Annotated in this window: 15 protein-coding genes; 3 read left to right on the top strand and 12 right to left on the bottom strand. The window is 68.9% G+C overall.

Annotation, left to right across the window (positions count from 1 at the left end):
• The first annotated feature begins 151 nt into the window (after positions 1–151).
• A complete protein-coding gene (locus CIK71_RS16270; RefSeq protein ID WP_245857708.1) occupies positions 152–1,399 on the top strand; it encodes an MFS transporter in 1,248 nt (415 codons plus the stop codon).
• A gap of 363 nt (positions 1,400–1,762) precedes the next feature.
• Here the strand turns inward: CIK71_RS16270 and CIK71_RS16265 are convergent, their stop codons facing one another.
• The 5 genes from CIK71_RS16265 to CIK71_RS16245 all read right to left on the bottom strand — a co-directional run bounded on the left by CIK71_RS16265 (position 1,763) and on the right by CIK71_RS16245 (position 7,941).
• Positions 1,763–3,370: an arylsulfatase gene (locus CIK71_RS16265; RefSeq protein WP_096166731.1), complete on the bottom strand. Its 1,608-nt coding sequence runs from the start codon at positions 3,368–3,370 to the stop codon at positions 1,763–1,765.
• 21 nt (positions 3,371–3,391) lie between these two features.
• Complete coding sequence (locus CIK71_RS16260) at positions 3,392–4,240, bottom strand: carbohydrate ABC transporter permease (RefSeq protein WP_096166730.1); 849 nt, start codon at positions 4,238–4,240, stop codon at positions 3,392–3,394.
• Positions 4,233–5,189: a carbohydrate ABC transporter permease gene (locus tag CIK71_RS16255; RefSeq protein WP_096166729.1), complete on the bottom strand. Its 957-nt coding sequence runs from the start codon at positions 5,187–5,189 to the stop codon at positions 4,233–4,235. The genes CIK71_RS16260 and CIK71_RS16255 overlap by 8 nt, the downstream gene beginning before the upstream one ends.
• Positions 5,186–6,553 carry an extracellular solute-binding protein gene (locus tag CIK71_RS16250; protein ID WP_096166728.1) on the bottom strand — a complete coding sequence of 456 codons (1,368 nt, stop codon included), beginning with the start codon at positions 6,551–6,553 and terminating at the stop codon, positions 5,186–5,188. Before CIK71_RS16250 ends, CIK71_RS16255 begins: the two co-directional genes overlap by 4 nt.
• A 155-nt stretch (positions 6,554–6,708) precedes the next feature.
• Positions 6,709–7,941, bottom strand: coding sequence for an ROK family protein (locus CIK71_RS16245; protein WP_096166727.1), 1,233 nt, complete (start codon positions 7,939–7,941; stop codon positions 6,709–6,711).
• A gap of 204 nt (positions 7,942–8,145) precedes the next feature.
• Here CIK71_RS16245 and CIK71_RS16240 point away from each other — a divergent pair, with 204 nt between their 5' ends.
• Complete coding sequence (locus tag CIK71_RS16240) at positions 8,146–9,744, top strand: C69 family dipeptidase (protein ID WP_096166726.1); 1,599 nt, start codon at positions 8,146–8,148, stop codon at positions 9,742–9,744.
• 73 nt (positions 9,745–9,817) lie between these two features.
• Here the strand turns inward: CIK71_RS16240 and CIK71_RS16235 are convergent, their stop codons facing one another.
• Positions 9,818–11,347: an SDR family NAD(P)-dependent oxidoreductase gene (locus CIK71_RS16235; protein WP_096166725.1), complete on the bottom strand. Its 1,530-nt coding sequence runs from the start codon at positions 11,345–11,347 to the stop codon at positions 9,818–9,820.
• A 53-nt stretch (positions 11,348–11,400) separates the two neighbouring features.
• Between CIK71_RS16235 and CIK71_RS16230 the strand changes: the two genes are divergently transcribed.
• Positions 11,401–11,934, top strand: a complete 534-nt coding sequence (locus CIK71_RS16230; RefSeq protein ID WP_096166724.1) for an SRPBCC family protein — start codon at positions 11,401–11,403, stop codon at positions 11,932–11,934.
• A 28-nt stretch (positions 11,935–11,962) separates the two neighbouring features.
• Here CIK71_RS16230 and CIK71_RS16225 read toward each other — a convergent pair whose 3' ends face one another.
• From CIK71_RS16225 to CIK71_RS16200, 6 genes are read right to left on the bottom strand one after another with little or no spacing between them, the layout of a single operon-like run.
• Complete coding sequence (locus CIK71_RS16225; protein WP_096166723.1) at positions 11,963–12,394, bottom strand: CHY zinc finger protein; 432 nt, start codon at positions 12,392–12,394, stop codon at positions 11,963–11,965.
• On the bottom strand, positions 12,391–12,987 hold the full coding sequence (locus CIK71_RS16220; protein ID WP_096166722.1) for an energy-coupling factor transporter transmembrane component T family protein: 597 nt from the start codon (positions 12,985–12,987) through the stop codon (positions 12,391–12,393). Before CIK71_RS16220 ends, CIK71_RS16225 begins: the two co-directional genes overlap by 4 nt.
• Positions 12,981–13,667 carry an energy-coupling factor ABC transporter ATP-binding protein gene (locus CIK71_RS16215; RefSeq protein ID WP_096166721.1) on the bottom strand — a complete coding sequence of 229 codons (687 nt, stop codon included), beginning with the start codon at positions 13,665–13,667 and terminating at the stop codon, positions 12,981–12,983. Before CIK71_RS16215 ends, CIK71_RS16220 begins: the two co-directional genes overlap by 7 nt.
• Positions 13,664–14,791, bottom strand: coding sequence for a thiolase family protein (locus tag CIK71_RS16210; protein ID WP_096166720.1), 1,128 nt, complete (start codon positions 14,789–14,791; stop codon positions 13,664–13,666). The genes CIK71_RS16215 and CIK71_RS16210 overlap by 4 nt, the downstream gene beginning before the upstream one ends.
• On the bottom strand, positions 14,784–15,908 hold the full coding sequence (locus tag CIK71_RS16205; RefSeq protein WP_096166744.1) for a class I adenylate-forming enzyme family protein: 1,125 nt from the start codon (positions 15,906–15,908) through the stop codon (positions 14,784–14,786). Before CIK71_RS16205 ends, CIK71_RS16210 begins: the two co-directional genes overlap by 8 nt.
• Complete coding sequence (locus CIK71_RS16200; protein WP_096166719.1) at positions 15,905–16,570, bottom strand: biotin transporter BioY; 666 nt, start codon at positions 16,568–16,570, stop codon at positions 15,905–15,907. Before CIK71_RS16200 ends, CIK71_RS16205 begins: the two co-directional genes overlap by 4 nt.
• Between the last annotated feature and the right edge of the window lie 15 nt (positions 16,571–16,585).

Below are 16,585 nucleotides of genomic sequence, written 5' to 3'. Positions count from 1 at the left end.
TCGTCCAGCGCGACCGCGGACCATCCACGGGCGGCCGCCGCAGATCCCTCACCCCACCCTGGCCCCGGCACGAGCCCGCCTATAGGATCGAGGCGTACTCACCGCTACCAGCGTCGGCAGCGTTCCCCGCCCGATCTGTGCTGGAGCTGTTGTGACCTCGCATCCCACCTCGCCGTCCGCCCCGCTGAGTCCCGGCCGCCTGCGGCTGGTCATCCTGGCCATGGCACTGGGCGCCTTCGCGATCGGGACCACCGAATTCGCCAGCATGGGTCTGCTGCCGCAGATCGCCCGCGACCTCGAGGTGTCGATCCCCCAGGCCGGCATGCTCATCACCCTCTACGCCCTGGGGGTGGTGATCGGTGCGCCGCTGGTGACGATCGCCGCCGTGAGGATGCCGCGCGCACGACTGCTGGTGCTGCTGATCGCCCTGATCGGGCTGGGGAACCTGCTCTCGGCGATCGCGCCGAGCTTCGCGGTGCTGGCCTCCGCCCGCCTCTTCGCCGGTCTCCCCCACGGGGCGTTCTTCGGCGTCTCCGCTCTCGTGGTCTCCCGGCTCTCACCGCCCGGCCGACGCGCCCGCTCCGTCTCCCTGGTCATGCTGGGTCTCACCATCGCGACGATGGTCGGCGTGCCCGCCTCGACCGCGCTCGGGCAGCACGTGGGCTGGCGCTCCGCCTACGTGATCGTGGTGGTGCTCGCCGCGGCCACCACTATCGCGATCTGGCGCCTGGTCCCCGAACCCGAGGGCACCGGCATCGCGAGCTCGATCCGCGGTGAGCTCCGCGGCCTGCGCCGTGCCCAGGTGTGGTTCGGCCTCGGCATCGGCTCGATCGGCTTCGGCGGCATGTTCGCCGTCTACAGCTACATCGGCGAGATCGTCCCGGGCGTCATGGGGCTGGGCGAGCGAGCGGTGCCCGTCGCGCTGTTCATGTTCGGCGTGGGCATGACGATCGGGAACATCGTGGCCGGGCGCCTCACCGACCGCAGCATCTACGGGACGATCTTCCTCGGCCTGATCGGCATGGCGATCAGCCTCGCCGTGTTCGCGCTCGTCGCCCACCAGGCCTGGGCCGGCCTGCTCCTGCTGTTCGCGATCGCCGTCACCTCGCAGTTCATGGGCCCCTCGCTCCAGGTGTTCCTGCTGGACGCCTCCCCCGAGGCGCCCTCGCTGTCCGCCGCACTGCATCACTCGGCGCTGAACATCGGCAACTCGCTGGGGGCCGCCCTCGGCGCCGGAGTGCTCGCCGCGGGCTGGGGCCTGCTCGCCCCGGCCTGGACCGGCGTGGCGCTCGCGGTGCTGGGGCTCGGCGTCGTGACGTGGTCCTATCGCGTGCACCTGCGTCAGCAGGCGCGGGCCGGGGCGGCCGTGGCCGAGACAAACGTGCAGGCCATCTGCTGATCAGCATCTGGCGAGCGGGGCCACGTGCTCAGTACCCAGGCATCGAGGAATCGGTCGATCAGTGTGAGGACGCGAGCGTTCCTGGACAATGCGAGCCTCGAAGCGAGCTGACGTCGGTCGGCGCCCACATCCGATCGGAATTCAAGGCGCTCACTCTTCCGACGGTCGGCCAGGAACAGGCTGCCCTGTTCGCTGAATCGACAGCACTACGAGGCCCAGAGGCCGGTGAGCTGTCTGGAGAAACGGCAGCTCGTTAACCTGACCTGCCACCGCGGCGTACCCCGTTTCGTCGCTGGACTCTCAGGCCGCACCTGCGAATCGCCTCAAGACCAAGGCCCTGCCGCTTGCGACGAGCCTGATGCCTCACCCTGCGGCTTCGCTGGCCGGGCGTCCTTTGAGCTCGTAGAGGTCCTCGATCCTTCCGAACGGGAGCACGCCAACACGGTCCGCCCAGCTGCACCAGGCAGCAAGCAAATTCTGCGCGAGTTCGGTGTTCTGCGCGCTCACGTCATGCAGCTCTGTGGGATCGACGGAAAGGTCGTAGAGCTCCCACCGGGACCCATGTTCACGCACCAACTTCCACGCCCCGTGACGGATGGCCGCATTCCCGCAGTGTTCCCAGAACAGATCGCGGTCCGATCCGACTGCGACCTTCTCCTCGGCGACATCCTCCAAGAAGCTCTCCCCCTCGAGCGCCGGGGCTCCTCCAGCGCGCACGTCATGAGCGTCGAGGCCTGCGGCTTCCAACAGGGTTGGCAGCACGTGGACCAATTGCAAAGGTGTCCGGCACAGCGTCCCTTCGGGGAGTCGTCGCTCCGGCCAATGCAGGATGAAGGGCGCCGCAATCCCCCCTTCGTGTGCCCACTTCTTGTACATCCGGAACGGGGTGTTGGATACGTTTGCCCAGGGTCTGCCATAGCTGGTGTAGCTAGCCTCCGGGCCGGGCCGGATCGAAGGCTCATTGCCGAGACGCACCGCGGTGCCGTCACGGGTCGTCGGACAGAAGATGTCGCGTCGCTGGACGAACATCTCGCGTTCGAAGTGCGGGAGCTCCTCCGGGGAGGCACCGTTATCGGAGAGGAATACCAGCACGGTGTTCTGTAGCGTCCCTTTCGCCTCGAGCGCTTGGATGATCCGCCCGACACCTCGGTCCATGCGCTCCACCATGGCCGCGTAGGTCTCCATCCGCTGTGCCTGCCAGGGTTTGTCCGGGGTCTCGTCCCAGGCCAGCTCCCCGGGAGCACGTGGGCTCAGCGCAGTCTGTTCCGGCAGGATCCCCAGCTCACGCTGCCGCTGCAGTCGCTCCTCGCGCACCTGGTCCCACCCCACGTCATAGCGTCCCGCACATGCAGCTACGTCCTCCTCCGGGGCGTGCAGGGGCCAATGCGGTGCGGTGTACGCGACATACAGGAACAGGGGGTGCTCGGAGCCCGTCGAGTCCTCGATATTGCGCACGGCCTCATCCGAGATCGCGTCGGTGTAGAAGAAGCACGGATCGTTCGACTCGTGCTCGACGTTTGTCTCGTCCCGCACGAGCGTCGGCGGGGCGTAGTAGCTGCCGCATCCGGTGAGCGTTCCGAAGAAGCTGTCGAAACCGCGCCGTGTCGGCCAGGAATCGTTCGGTGTCCGAACATCGGAAGCAAGGTGCCACTTGCCGACCGCGGCCGTTTGGTACCCGCCGGCCGAGAGCATTTCGGCGACGGTGGGCACATCCGGCTGCAGGTTTCCGGGATACCCGGTCGGAGAATCATCCCCGGTGAGAACCCCAATCCCAGTCTGGTGCGGGTGCATCCCGGTGAGCAGCGAAGCCCGCGACGGGCTGCATCGCGCGGTGTTGTAGAACTGCGTGAGTCGCACGCCACCTGCCGCCAGCGAGTCCAGGTGGGGAGTGTCGATCTCACCGCCGTAGCAGCCGAGATCGGAGTATCCGAGGTCATCAGCGAGTATCAGCACGATGTCAGGACGGGTCATGGATAGGTCCTTTCGCGGGCGTCAGCCCTTAACGGCCCCCGAGGTGAGGCCGGAGACGATATAGCGATTGGCGACGATGGTGAGCAGGATGATCGGGACCGCCGCGAGCGTTCCCGCCGCCGCCATCTCGCCCCAGGCCACTTCGTACGGCTGAACGAGCGAGGCGATGCCCACGGTCAGCGGAGCGGTCACGCCACCGGAGGTCATCGTTAGTCCGAACAGGAACTCGTTCCAAGCCATGATTCCGGTGAATGTGCCTACGGCGGCGAGCCCCGGGGTCACCAGAGGGAGCATCACGGAGCGGAACACTACGAACTCCGTGGCGCCATCGATATGCGCAGCCTCCCGGAGCGTCCCAGGCAGAGCGTCGAAGTAGACGCGCATCAGAAGAGCGGCGAATGGCAGCTGGAAGACGGTATTGAGGACGATGAGCCCAGTCGACCCGCCAATGATGCCCAGCGAGTTCATGAGCGCGTAGAGCCCAGGAACGACCACCATCGGCGGCACCAGCGGGATGAAAGCCGTCAGCGCGAGCAGAGGGAACAGGACCGGCCGCGGGATCGTGAGCTGCGAGAGCGCGTATCCCGCGAGTGACCCGAAGACGAGGCAGAGGACCACTGTCCCGATCACAATGACCAGGCTGTTGCCGAGCTGCTGCAATAACGGATTGCCCGGCGCGAACAGATCTCGATAATTGCTGAGCGAGAAGTCGAGCTGCAATCCCGTGCCGATGATGTTCTTCAAAGGCTGGAAGCTGAGAACAACCATCCAGATGATCGGCGCGATCGTCGCTGCGACGGCCGCGACGAGGAAGATGCCGGCGACGGTCCCCACGGGACTGCGGCGTACGCCGGTGGCCATGTCAGACATGGGTACTCTCCTTTCTCCGGGCAAGAATCCGCACGAATGCGTAGGCGATTCCTACGGCGGCGTAGATGAGGATGACGGAGAAACCGAGAGCGGCCCCGTACCCGAGCTCCAGCTGGTCGAAGAAAATGGTCCGGATGTGCAGGCTGATGAGATTCGTGGCGTTCCCCGGACCCCCGTGAGTCAGCAGATACATCTCGTCAAACGACTTGACGGACAAGACAAGCCTGACGGCCGCTGCAGCGAGGATCGAGGGGAGGCTCATCGGCAGGATGATTCGCCAGATGGTTTGCCCCTCGCCCGCACCATCGACACTGGCAGCCTCGAGCACCTCTCGGTCCATGGACTGAATCGATGTGTACACCAGCAGGAACACCAACGGCGTCCAGTGCCAGACGTCTACCAGGAGAATCGAGGCCATCGCACCGACAGGCTGACCCAGCCAGCCCTGAGCTGGCAGCCCCACAGCGGTCAGGACCGTGTTGAGCACTCCGATCGTCGGCGACAGGATCAGCAGCCAGATCACACTGACCACCACGGGCGCGACGACCGTCGGCCAGATCAGCACGCGGCGCGCGAAGGCCTGAAAGAATCTCGCCCGGTCCAAAAGTACGGCCATCGCCGTCCCGAGGACGACGGTCAGGGCAACCGCACCGACGACGAAGATGAGCGTTGCGGTAACCACTGGCAGGGTGTTCTCGTCGTCGAGGATCCGCAGCAGGTTCCGCCCGCCGGTGAAGTCGAAGGTGAACCCTCCCTGCACAAGGCCGACGTCCGAGAAGGCCATGCGGATCAGCTGGACGACCGGGTAGATGCCGAACACCGCCATGAAAAGCGCAAACGGCGCGATGGCCAGGACCCCGAAAAGAGAAGGAAGGCGAGCTCTCCTCCGACGGTGGGGGGCGGAGACCATCTGCGTTGCTCGCTCGGTCTGCTCCTGCAATGCGTTCATGACAAGAATCCCGCTTCCCTCACGACACGGACGACGGCGTCCTGGAGCTCACCCATTCCTCGTCGCGGCTCCACCTCTCCGGCAGCGATCCGACTCAGATGTTTCTCCGTCTGACTCGCCATGGCAGGACCGAAGGAGTACCGGATCGGCGCCCGGACATCGTCCATGGACCGCGCAAGCGGTTCGAGATAAGGGCTCGCTTCCCCGTTCTCCGCTCCCAGATCGAGGACACTGCGCCGCGTGGGGATGCCTCCGGACTCCATGAACATGCTTTGGGCGTCCTGCGATAGAACCCATTTGATGTAGTCGAGTGCGGCTTCCGCACGCTCGGGGGCGAGCCCGCGAGGGACGCACAGTGACCACGTGCCGCTCGTTGGCGCCGACCTGCCTTTCGGCGTCGCGGCTGGCACCTCCTGGAATCCGACGACTTCAGCGATCTGCGACTTGTCTGGGTCTAAGAACTGGTTGGCGGCCGCCGCGACGGCGTGCGTCTGCATGGCCCGCCCGCCCTGCATCAAAGAGATCACCTCGGCCTGCCCGATCGTCATAGTCTCTTCTGGGCCTGTCAGCGCGAGGTCGCGGAACATCGTCGCAGCGGCGATGCCTCCATCACTGTTGATCGTCGGGGTCCAGTCTTTCCCCTCGTCCGCGAACCACGACCCCCCATAGCTGTAGAAGACCGGCATAAACTCGTAGGTGATAGACAGGCCGTTCTGAGTGGCCTGTGCTCGGGGCACGTGACCGTACTGAACTTTGCCTGATTTCTTCGCAGCCTGCGCATTATGGAGGGCTTCGTCCCAGGTGGTCGGGACACCCAGGCCGAGTTCGTCGTACACGTCTTTCCGATAGACGAAAAGGTCCATGTTGCCGTTGATCGGGTAGCCCATAACTTCACCCTGACTATTGGACGTCTTCGTTGCAGAGTTCCAGAAGGGGAGACCCGCGTACGTCAGAATTCCGTCGTCGACGGCGAACTTCTCGTCGATCTCACCGAACGGCACGACCCATTCGTTCTCAAAAAAGTTCCACAGCCCCGCCTCGTCGATCTGAAACACATCGAAAGGCAGGGCATTGCTCTGTATAGCATTGACCTGCTGGGTGTAAAGCCCGTCATAAGGGAATTCACGTAGCACGATTCTGATCCCACTGACATCCTCGTACGCCGCCGCCAGTCGCCTGTAGGCGTCCAGCCACGGAGTGCGCGCCGTCGGGACGATCAGTTCCTTCACCTTCCCCGAACCGCCTCCCCCGCCGAGCGCCCCGGTACCTCCTGAAGCACAGGCAGTCAATGACGCGGCGAGCGTCACCCCGCCGAGAGGCAACGCTTCCAGGAGTCGCCGTCTGCTCAGTGTTGTCATCGTCATTCCTCGCTCCTCATCGAACGTGGGTCTACCTCGGACTCCGACAAGGCGGATCGCTCTGCCCGCATAGATTAAGTCGGCTTACCGAACGTAATATTAAACCGTATGGACCCCGTGGGACCCTGTCAAGGGTTCACACGACCGAGGCACGAGGGTCGTCAAGCGCTCCAGGGCGCAGCAAGAAGGTCATCACGCGCAGCGCGCACCCCACCCGCGAGCACGGCGTTCGCTCCCGTGATCGAGATTCTCAGCTCGGTCGCCCGACCGTTCTCCACCTCGGAAACCCCTTCCTCCAGCGCGGAGCCCATCAGGCGCGCGAGCGAGCCGAGGTGCCCCCCAAGAATGAGAGCCCTGGGGTCGAAGACCGTCTGCAGCGTCCGTAGCGCCATCATGAGCCATGGCGCCTGCTCGCGGGCCGCAGCAGCTACGGCCCGATCCCCCGATTCAAGAAGATCCAGCACTCGCTGCATGACACCGCCCTCCTGGTCGTCGACGATGCCGAGCGCTGCTGCGAGCGGGCGGATGCCCACGTACATCTCCAGGCATCCGCGGTTGCCGCAATAGCAGTGCGGGCCACCGGGATCTACGGAGATATGCCCGAACTCGGCACCGGAACCCGAGTCGCCACGGAGGATCACTCCCCCCTTCTGGAACGCACCTCCGACCCCCATGTCTCCATAGAGCAGGACTATGCCGCTATCGGGCATGAGCCCCGCCCGTGCGCGCTCCTCTCGGATGGCGAGATTCGCCAGTCGGTCAAGAGTGAACTCGAGATCCGCGTCAACCGACCGCTGGAGGATGTCCACCGCCGGCACGCCGTTCCAACCGAAGCTCAAAGAGGTCAGCACGGTCCCGTTCCGGTGATCAATGAATGCAGGCAGGCCGATACAGACACGCTTCAGGAGCAGCCCCTTCCTCAGCAGCGCCCGGTGGGCACGGTTCACACACATGGCAGCGAGCTCCAGGACATGGTCGGGTGAGAGGCCCTCCCCCACCATGTCGATGGCTTCCTCGTGCACGACGCGCAGCTGCAGAGTCGAGCACAGGATCCTGATCCGGTCGACATTGATCTCCAGTGCAGCGACCGCAAGATGGTCGTCATCGAGCTCGAGCGTCATAGCAGGTCGTCCCGAACGTCCCGTAGAGACTGAAGGGTGCTCGCTGATGAGATGTCGTCCGTGCAGCTCCGCGACCAGATCCAGGACGGTGACTCGATTCAGAGCGGTCGCAGCCACCAGATCCTTCCTGGTCACCGCGCGTCGGTCGCGAATCTCGGCGAGGACGCGCTGCAGATTGAGGCGGCGGACGTCAGCGAGCCCCTGCGGTCCACTGGACTGCTGACTCCCCCGCGCCTCGTCCCCCTTAGCGAGCGATTCCGAGTCACGCATCATCTCTCCTGCTGTTCGTTGGACTGCGACGGCCACTTTCTGACGGACCACCAGACTAAATGGGCGACGAGCATTTTCGGATGGCCGGATCACTAGCAGCAGCTCGCAAGAACTCGGATGCTCTGCCCAGCGACTACCGTGGAACGACGAGGCGACTCAGGATTCTCGGGACCGCTCAGAGAGTGGGACGACGCAAGGAGGTCACAGGTGGGATGCACAACGCTTCTGGTGGGCAGGAAGGCCAGCGCCGACGGGTCCCCGCTCGTGGCGCGCACGGAGGATTCCTCGAACGGGTCCTTCGACCCCAAGCGGGTCATCGTGGTCCGTCCCGAGGATCAGCCCCGCACCCACACCAGCGTGCTCGCGCACCGACGGGTCGAGCTGCCGCAGAACCCGCTGCGCTACACCGCCGTGCCCAACGCCCTGCCCGATGAGGGGATCTGGGGCTGCGCCGGCATCAACTCCGCGAATGTCGCGATGAGCGCGACCGAGACCCTGACCAGCAATCCCCGGGTGCTCGGCGCGGATCCACTGGTGGAGTACGTGCCCGAGAGCGGCACCCCCGGGTCGCCGGACCACCGGCCGGAGGTGCCCGGCGGGATCAGCGAGGAGGACATGCTGACCCTCGTCCTGCCCTACATCCGCAGCGCTCGCGAAGGGGTGCTGCGCCTGGGCGAGCTGCTCGCCGAGCACGGCACCTATGAGATGAACGGGATCGCGTTCTCCGACGTCGAGGACATCTGGTGGCTCGAGACCGTGGGCGGCCACCACTGGATCGCGCGTCGCGTGCCCGAAGACCATTACGCGGCGATCCCCAATCAGCTGAGCATCGATTCCTTCGACCTCGAGGACGCCGAGGGCGAGGGGCGCGATCATCTCGCGAGCCCGGACCTGCGCGCCTTCGTGCAGACTCATCATCTCGACCTCACGCTGCGCGATGAGTCGGCTGACCCGTCGGCCACCCCGTCACCCGGTCCCTCCGCCGATCCAGCCACCGGCGCGCCGAGCACGCACGTGTTCAACCCGCGCGACGCCTTCGGCTCCCGTTCGGACTCCGACCACCGCTACAACACGCCCCGCGCCTGGTACATGCAGCGCACCCTGAACCCCACGAGCGAGGACTGGGACGGTCCGGGGCCGGGCAGCCGGCCGGATTCGGATGACCTTCCCTGGAGCCGTCGGCCGGAGCGGAAGCTGACGGTCGAGGACGTCAAGGACGTGCTCAGCTCGCACTACCAGGGCACCCCGTTCGATCCGTACTCCCCGCACGGCACCCGGGCGGAGCGTCGAGCGTTCCGCCCGATCGGCATCAACCGGCACAACGCGCTGGCGATCCTCCAGATCCGGCCCGACCGGCCGGAGAGCTCGCGCGCACTCCAGTGGATCGCCTACGCCTCGAACCCGTTCACCACGCTGATCCCGATGTTCACCAACGTCGACGAAGCCCCCGAGTACCTCACGACGACGACCGGGCAGGTCAGCACGGACAGCTTCTACTGGACCTCGCGTCTGCTCGCGACCCTCGCCGACGGCCACTACGCCGAGACCATCGCGGACATCGAGCGGTACCAGCGCACCACCCTCGCACTCGGCCGCGCCGCCGTGCACGCGACGGACGAGGCCATCGGAACCTCTGCCCGGGAATCGGCCGACGGCGACTCGACGTCCTCCGTCTCAGCACGGCTGGCCCAGGCGAACACCACGATCGCCGAGCAGATCCGGGCCGAGACCGATCAGGTGCTCGCTGCCGTGCTGCACACGACGAGCAACCTCATGACCAACCGGTTCTCGCGCTCGGACGGCTGAGGCAGACGCCCACGGTGCCGGCTCGTCGGCGCGCGGCCAACGGTGGCTCAGCGGGTGGCCGTGCGCTGGCAGGTCACCACGGGCTGGGCTTGTAATCCTTCACGAAGCAGCCGTAGAGGTCCTCGCCGGCCTCGCCGCGCACGATCGGGTCGTACACGCGGGCGGCGCCGTCCACGAGATCCAGCGGGGCGTGCCACCCCTCCGCCGCAATGCGCAGCTTGTCCTGATGAGGGCGTTCGTCGGTGATCCAACCGGTGTCCACGGCAGTCATCAGGATGCGGTCGGTCTCGAAGGCCTCGCCGGCGCTGGTGCGGGTGAGCATGTTCAGGGCGGCCTTGGCCATGTTGGTGTGCGGGTGGCCGGCGCCCTTGTAGCGGCGCGAGAACTGCCCCTCCATCGCCGAGACGTTCACGATGTACGCGCGCCTCGCCCCGGCCTGCACGGCAGCGCGCATCGAAGCCCGCAGCCTGCTGATCAGCAGGAACGGCGCGGTCTCGTTGCACAGCTGCACCTCGAGCATCTCGAGGGCCTCGACCTGGTCCACCGTCTGCGTCCACGAGTTGGTGGTCTGCAGGTCCGGCAGCAGGCCGCCCGCGTCGACCGCGGTCCCGGCGCGATGCTGCTCGAGGCTCGCGTTCCCGGCGCGCAGCGCGAGCGCCGTCATCGAGGCCGCGGACTGCGCCGCCCGAGCATGCTCGAGAGATTCCCCGTCGTGCTGGGACACCGACGTCGACTCCAGCACCCCGGCGATCGCCGCAGGATGCGCCTGGGAGATGCGGTCGAAAGCCGTCATCTCCGGCAGCGCGAGGTCGGTGGGCAGCGGAGCGTCCTCGAGCTCGACCAGGCCCGAATAGGCGCTGGGTGAGCGGCGCACCGTCTGGGCGGCGTTGTTGATGAGGATGTCCAGCGGGCCGGCGGCGGCGACGTCATCGGCCAGCGCCATCACCTGGGTGGGATCGCGCAGGTCGATGCCGACGATCTTCAGCCGGTCGATCCAGTCCGCCGCGTCCTCCATCTGGGCGAAGCGCCTCGCGGCGTCCTTGGGGAACCGGGTGGTGATCGTGGTGTGCGCGCCGTCGCGCAGCAGGCGCAGCGCGATGTACATCCCGATCTTGGAACGCCCGCCCGTGAGCAGCGCGCGCTTGCCGGTGAGGTCGGTGTGCTGGTCCCGCTTGGCGTGGGACATCGCCGCGCACTGCGGGCACAGCCAGTGGTAGAAGGCGTCCACCAGGGTGTAGTCCTGCTTGCAGATGTAGCAGCCGCGCGCCTTGTTCAGCTCCCCGGCGTAGGCACCCTTCGCCGTGGAGACCAGCGGGATCCCCTTGGTCTCGTCGTCGATCCGCAGCGGGGAACCGGTCGCGGTCGCCTCCACCACGGCGCGGTCGGCCTTGCGCTGCGCCCACGTCTTGGTGCCGCGGCGCGACTTCGCCAGGCGCTTCTCGAAGGTGCGCGAGGCGCGCTTGAGGGCGACGAGGTCCTCGCTGCCGTCGGCCAGGGTGGGCGCGGCCTGCAGCACGCGCAGGGCGGTGGCGAGCTCCTCGGGGGTGAACTCGGCAGGCGCGCTGGCGCCTGCGGGCGACGCGGAAGGATCGTGGTCTGGCACCGGGCGAGTGTATGACCGAAAGCCTCACAACCCCGCGCTGTAGCATCCCGCAGATGGCCAGAATCATGCAGGTCCAGGACAGCATCGTCGTCGCCGCCGAGGCGATGGAGCTCTACGAGCAGATCGCCGATCCCTCGCAGATGGGCCGCTGGAGCCCCGAGAACACCGGAGCCAGCGTGCCCTCCCCCGGCCGTCCGGCGACCGTGGGCATGACGTTCGTCGGCTCGAACCACCGTGGAAAGGCCCGCTGGGTGACGTCCTGCACCGTCACCGAGGCAGACCCCGGGAAGAGGTTCGCCTTCGACGTCACCGCGATCGGGCCGACCAAGCCCCTCCTGAAGGGCAGCATCGCGACCTGGGCATACACCTTCGAACCGGTCGAGGGCGGCACCCGGGTCACCGAGACGTGGACCGACGGGCGCAGGCGCTGGCCAGATGTCCTGGCCGCACGGTTCGACCGGTTCGTGACGTCGGGCCAGCTGTTCTCCGACTTCCAGCGCGGCAACATCGCGCGGACCCTCGCCGCCCTCCAGGCCGACTTCGAGGGCAGTTCGCAGACGAGGCCTGATCAGGCTGACGACGGCTGACGACGGCTGACGACGGCTGACGACCGGCCTACTCGAAATACAGCTCGTGGTGCAGTGCGCACCCGGGGTTGAAGGCGGCCGCGCAGTACGGGCAGTCCTCCGCCTGGAGGTACTGCGCGATGGTCAGCTCGCTCCAGCACACCCCGCACAGCACCGCGGGCTCGTGCCGCGACGAAGCGGGCCATGGGCGCGAAGCATGGCCGGCAGTCTCCTCGTGGCACAGGTGACACGGGTAGTACTCGCCGCAGCAGGCGAAGCGGAGCGCGATCACGTCCAGCGGCGTCCGATAGTGGATGCACCGCGTCTGCGCATCGACCGTCGGCCCGTGCACCACCGGCACCTCGCCCTCTGCCGGATCCGCCCGATCTCCGGACGCCGGCGGGTCCACCGGCCCCGCCGGGCCGACAGGGCCGACCGGTTCGACCGGGTCGACCGGGTCGACCGGGCCCCGCCGGGTCATCGCACGCCCCTCGCGGTCAGCGCATCCCCGAGCGCGTCCGCGTGCTTGAGCGCGAGGACGAGGAAGGGCATGGCGAAGTGGCGCAGGCTCTGCCCTCCGCCACGTGCCCGCTGCGCCTCGCGCACGTCCCGTGCCAGCCCTGCCAGCACGGGCAGGGTGTTCAGCGTGACGGCGAGGACGAGCGCCGCGCGCTGGGGGTCGATGCGCAGCAGGGCGAGCGGGCCCAGCGCCCGCTCGAGCGCGTCCAGCAGTTCGCTGACCGGGGTGGTCAGGGCCAGCAGACCGCTCAGCACCACGGCCGCCGCGACCCGCATGGTGTTCGCGGCCGCCTCCTCCGGCCCGAGGAACAGCAGCTGCCCGGCGACGGTCACCACGAGGATCCAGCGGGTGATGTACAGCTGCCGCACGAGCTCCCGCGGCCCGGTGCCCGGCACCGCGTAGCAGACCACGCACACCGCCGCGGCGATCGCAGCGCTGGTGTAGCTCACGGGCAGCAGGCACACGCCGAGCACGATCATCATGAGCACCGCGGCCTTCGGGCCGGCCGGCAGGCGGTGCCAGAGCCCGGTGCCGGGTCGGTACAGGGTCAGCATCTCAGGGCCTCCTCGTAGGTCGCGATGATCGCGTCGGGCGCGCCCGTGGCGATGATCGTGCCGTCGCGGACGAGCACCACGGTCTCGCAGTGCCGGGCGAGCTCGAGATCGTGCGTGACCAGGAGCAGCCGGTGCCCGGCATCGGCGAAGAGGTGATCGGCGATCCGGCGGGCGTTGCGGGCGTCGAGATAGGCCGTCGGCTCGTCGGCGATCACCAGTCCGGGGCGCCGCACGAATGCCCCGCACAGGGCGAGCAGCTGCTTCTGGCCGCCGGAGAGGTCGTGCGCGGAGCGGTCCGCGAGCTCGACGAGACCGAAGCGCTCCAGGGCAGCCTGCACGCGACGGGCTTTCTCGACACACGGCAGCTTCTCCGAGCGCAGGGAGAAGGCGACGTCCTCCGCGACGGTGGGCATGATGATCTGCGCATCCGGGTTGCTGAAGACGACCGAGACGCCCCGCCGCAGCCGTGAGGCCTCACGCTCCGGATCGAGGCCGAGCACGCGGATCCTGCCGCTGGTGGCGGTGACCAGCCCGCCCGCGAGCCGCGCGAGCGTGGACTTGCCCGAACCGTTCTCCCCCACCACGGCGATCGTGCGGGCATCCAGCGAGCAGGTCACGCCGTGCAGCACGTCGGTATCGCCCAGGCGCACGCCCACGTTCTCGAGGTCCAGGACGCTCATCGGATCACCTCCACGACGGCGGCGATGCCCATGCCCCCGCCGATCGAGGCAGCGGCGACCCCGAGGGACCCTGCCGGGGCGGCTCCCCTGATCAGCCGGCTGAACAGCCGCACCATGGCGACCGCCCCGCTCGCGCCCCAGGGATGACCGAGGGCCAGAGCCCCGCCGTCGGCGCAGACCCGAGGATCGTCCTCGGCCAGGCCCACGCGGTCCAGCACCGCGAGCGACTGCGCGGCGAAGGCCTCGACGATCTCGATCGCGGTGAGGTCCTCGAGACCGAGGCCTGCGAAGACGAGAGCGGCTTCGACGGCGGGAGCGGCGCCGATGCCCGGCAGCGCGGGGTCGCAGCCGACGACGGCGTGAGAACGGATCGCGAGTCCCGGGGCACGGCCCCGCGCGCGCTGCGGGACGAGCAGCAGGGCTGCGGCGCCGTCGCTGATCCGGGTCGAGGTCCCTGCCGTGAGGGTGCCGCCGGGGAACAGCGGCGGCAGCCGTCCGAACGACGGCGCGGAGGCGCGCAGGGAGTCGTCGGCGGTCACTCCGCCGACGGGGACGAGCTCTGCGTCGAACCGGCCTGTGCCCTGGGCGGCGCGTGCACGTCGGTGGCTGCGGGCGGCGTGCGCGTCCTGGCGGGACCTGCCGATCCCGTCGGCGGCAGCGAGGGCGTCCGCGGCGCGCGGCATGTCCGGGTCGGGCCAGCCGTCCGGGGTGAACGGTGCGCGGTCGTAGGGCACGCCGTCCCGGGAGCGTCGCGGCGCGGTCGAGGCACTCTCGACGCCGCCGGCGAGGAAGACGCGCTCGTCCCCGGCCTCGATCGCGCGCGCCGCGTCGATCACGGCGGCGAGGCCGCTGCCGCACTGGCGGTCCACGGTCTCCCCCGGCACGTTCACACCGAGTCCCGCGGCGAGGGCGGCGACCCGGGCGGGATTCCCGCCCGGGCCCAGGCAGTTGCCGAGCACCACGTCCGCGATGACGGGCTCGGTCCCGAGGGCGGCCGACGCCTCATGCACGGCGGCGCGCAGGACCGGCGCGGCCAGCTGCTCGACGCCGTGGGCGGCGAGGGCGCGGCTGCGGGTGCCGATCGGGGTGCGCCGCGCAGCGACGACGACGGCGTGATCACGCACAGCGCCTCACCTCCCCCGCCTGCACGCGGCGCAGCGCCTCGGCGCGAGCCGGCTTGCCCGACTCGGTGCGGGGCACCGGGCCCTCGAACCAGATCCGGGGACGGTGGGACGAGGTGAAGCGGGTGGCCGCCAGGGAGCGCAGCGCGCGGGCCGTGGGGACGGCGGCGCCGGGCTCCGGCTCGATCATCGCGGCGACGAGCGCGCCGATACCGTCCGTGGGCAGCCCGAGCACGACGGCGTCGGCGATCCCGGGGAGCGTGCGAAGGCCGGCCTCGACCTCGTCCGGGATCACGGTGGCCGAGGCGGTGAGGATCGCCGCGTCCCTGCGGCCGTGCACGGTGAGCACGCCGTCCTCGAGGGTCGCGAGGTCGCCGACGCTCATCCAGTCTCCGGCGGTGCGCACCGGGCCCGGGCCGCCGAGGTATCCCAGCGCCAGGTACGGCGAGCGGACCCACAGCTCGCCCTGACGGATCTCGAGCTCGGCACCGGGGAAGGCACGGTGCCCGTCACCGGTGTCGAGCGCGACGAAGGAGAGCTCGGCCGCGCCGTAGTAGGAGACCACGCGGACACCGCGGTACTCGGCCTCGGCGCGCAGACCGGCCGGGAGGTGCGAGCCGCCGATGAGCGCCGTGCGCAGGTGCGGGAGATCGCCGGCCGCGAGGACGGCGCTCAGGGCCTGCGGCGTGCCGTGGAGCACGGTCGCCTCGGCGCGGTCCGCGCTGTCGGGCAGGACCGGTCGCGGGCCGCCCCCGAGCGCATGCGCGAGCGAGAACAGCGTGAGCGAGGAGGCGGGCGGCGAGGGCAGCAGGATCCGCTGCTCGGCGTCCGCTCCCCCGGGGCTCGCGAGGAGCGCGGAGACGGCCTCGAAGGAGCGCTCCCAGGAGGCGGCGCTGCGCAGCACGATCCGTGGTGTCCCACTGGTCCCGGAGGTCAGCGTTGCCCAGCCGGCTTCCGCCGGGACGGGCCGGGACGCGGCGAGCTCGCGCACCGCGTCCCAGTGCGCCGCCGGCCAGCGGTCGTTGCCCACCAGGGGCACGTCGCCGTCGGCGCGCACCGCCCGGAGACGGTCCAGCAGGCCCTCCCCCGAGCCGCCCAGCACCACGATCTGCGAACTCACCGCGGCCTCTGCGCGGGCGCGGCGTCGGCCCGGCGGATCGAGCGCCGGGCGGGCTGCCACGTGCGGCGGAAGGCGCGCGGGTAGGCGCGCAGCAGCGTGGCGACGACGGCGGTGGCCAGAGCGGCCTTCAGCAGGTCCCCGGGCAGGAACACGAGGCTCGCCAGGACGGTCTGCTCAAGCGGCAGGCGGGTCACGAGGCTCTGCACGGGGATGCCGACGGCGTAGATCACGAGGATGCCGCCGATGATCGCGGCGAGCGCGACCCGGAGCGCGGAGGGCTTGCGGGTCGAGGCGTGCACGATCAGACCGACCGCGAACGCGCCCAGGATCCACCCGAACATGTATCCGGCCGACGGTCCGACGAACGCGCTGAGCCCACCACGCCCACCGGCCAGCAGCGGCAGGCCCGCGGCGGCGAGGGCCAGGAGCACGATCATCGACAGCGCGCCCAGGCGCGGACCGAGCACGGCGCCCGCGAGCATCACGCCGAAGGTCTGTGCGGTGATCGGCACACCGCCGAACACGTTGAAGCTCCCGGGCAGGCCCAGCGCGGCCACGAGCGCGGCGAACACCGCCACCCGCGCGATGTCCTGCGCGTCCAGCGACCACCGCCACCCGTCGGTCCCGTCGGTGCTGTCCTGCTTCTGGGTCCTGTCGGCCATCTGACCACCTCTCTC

The sequence above is a fragment of the Brachybacterium alimentarium genome (assembly GCF_002332425.1).
In the GTDB taxonomy this organism is placed as follows: domain Bacteria; phylum Actinomycetota; class Actinomycetes; order Actinomycetales; family Dermabacteraceae; genus Brachybacterium; species Brachybacterium alimentarium.
Note: the sequence above shows the minus strand (reverse complement) of the source record. Positions and strands in the feature narration are given on the sequence as shown.

Excerpts from the sequence above, each read along its gene's own strand:
- CIK71_RS16265 (WP_096166731.1), bottom strand. The coding sequence starts at position 3,370 with ATGACCCGTCCTGACATCGTGCTGATACTCGCTGATGACCTCGGATAC.
- CIK71_RS16260 (WP_096166730.1), bottom strand. The coding sequence starts at position 4,240 with ATGTCTGACATGGCCACCGGCGTACGCCGCAGTCCCGTGGGGACCGTC.
- CIK71_RS16255 (WP_096166729.1), bottom strand. The coding sequence starts at position 5,189 with ATGAACGCATTGCAGGAGCAGACCGAGCGAGCAACGCAGATGGTCTCC.
- CIK71_RS16250 (WP_096166728.1), bottom strand. The coding sequence starts at position 6,553 with ATGACGATGACAACACTGAGCAGACGGCGACTCCTGGAAGCGTTGCCT.
- CIK71_RS16245 (WP_096166727.1), bottom strand. The coding sequence starts at position 7,941 with ATGATGCGTGACTCGGAATCGCTCGCTAAGGGGGACGAGGCGCGGGGG.
- CIK71_RS16230 (WP_096166724.1), top strand. The coding sequence starts at position 11,401 with ATGGCCAGAATCATGCAGGTCCAGGACAGCATCGTCGTCGCCGCCGAG.
- CIK71_RS16225 (WP_096166723.1), bottom strand. The coding sequence starts at position 12,394 with ATGACCCGGCGGGGCCCGGTCGACCCGGTCGACCCGGTCGAACCGGTC.
- CIK71_RS16220 (WP_096166722.1), bottom strand. The coding sequence starts at position 12,987 with ATGCTGACCCTGTACCGACCCGGCACCGGGCTCTGGCACCGCCTGCCG.
- CIK71_RS16215 (WP_096166721.1), bottom strand. The coding sequence starts at position 13,667 with ATGAGCGTCCTGGACCTCGAGAACGTGGGCGTGCGCCTGGGCGATACC.
- CIK71_RS16200 (WP_096166719.1), bottom strand. The coding sequence starts at position 16,570 with ATGGCCGACAGGACCCAGAAGCAGGACAGCACCGACGGGACCGACGGG.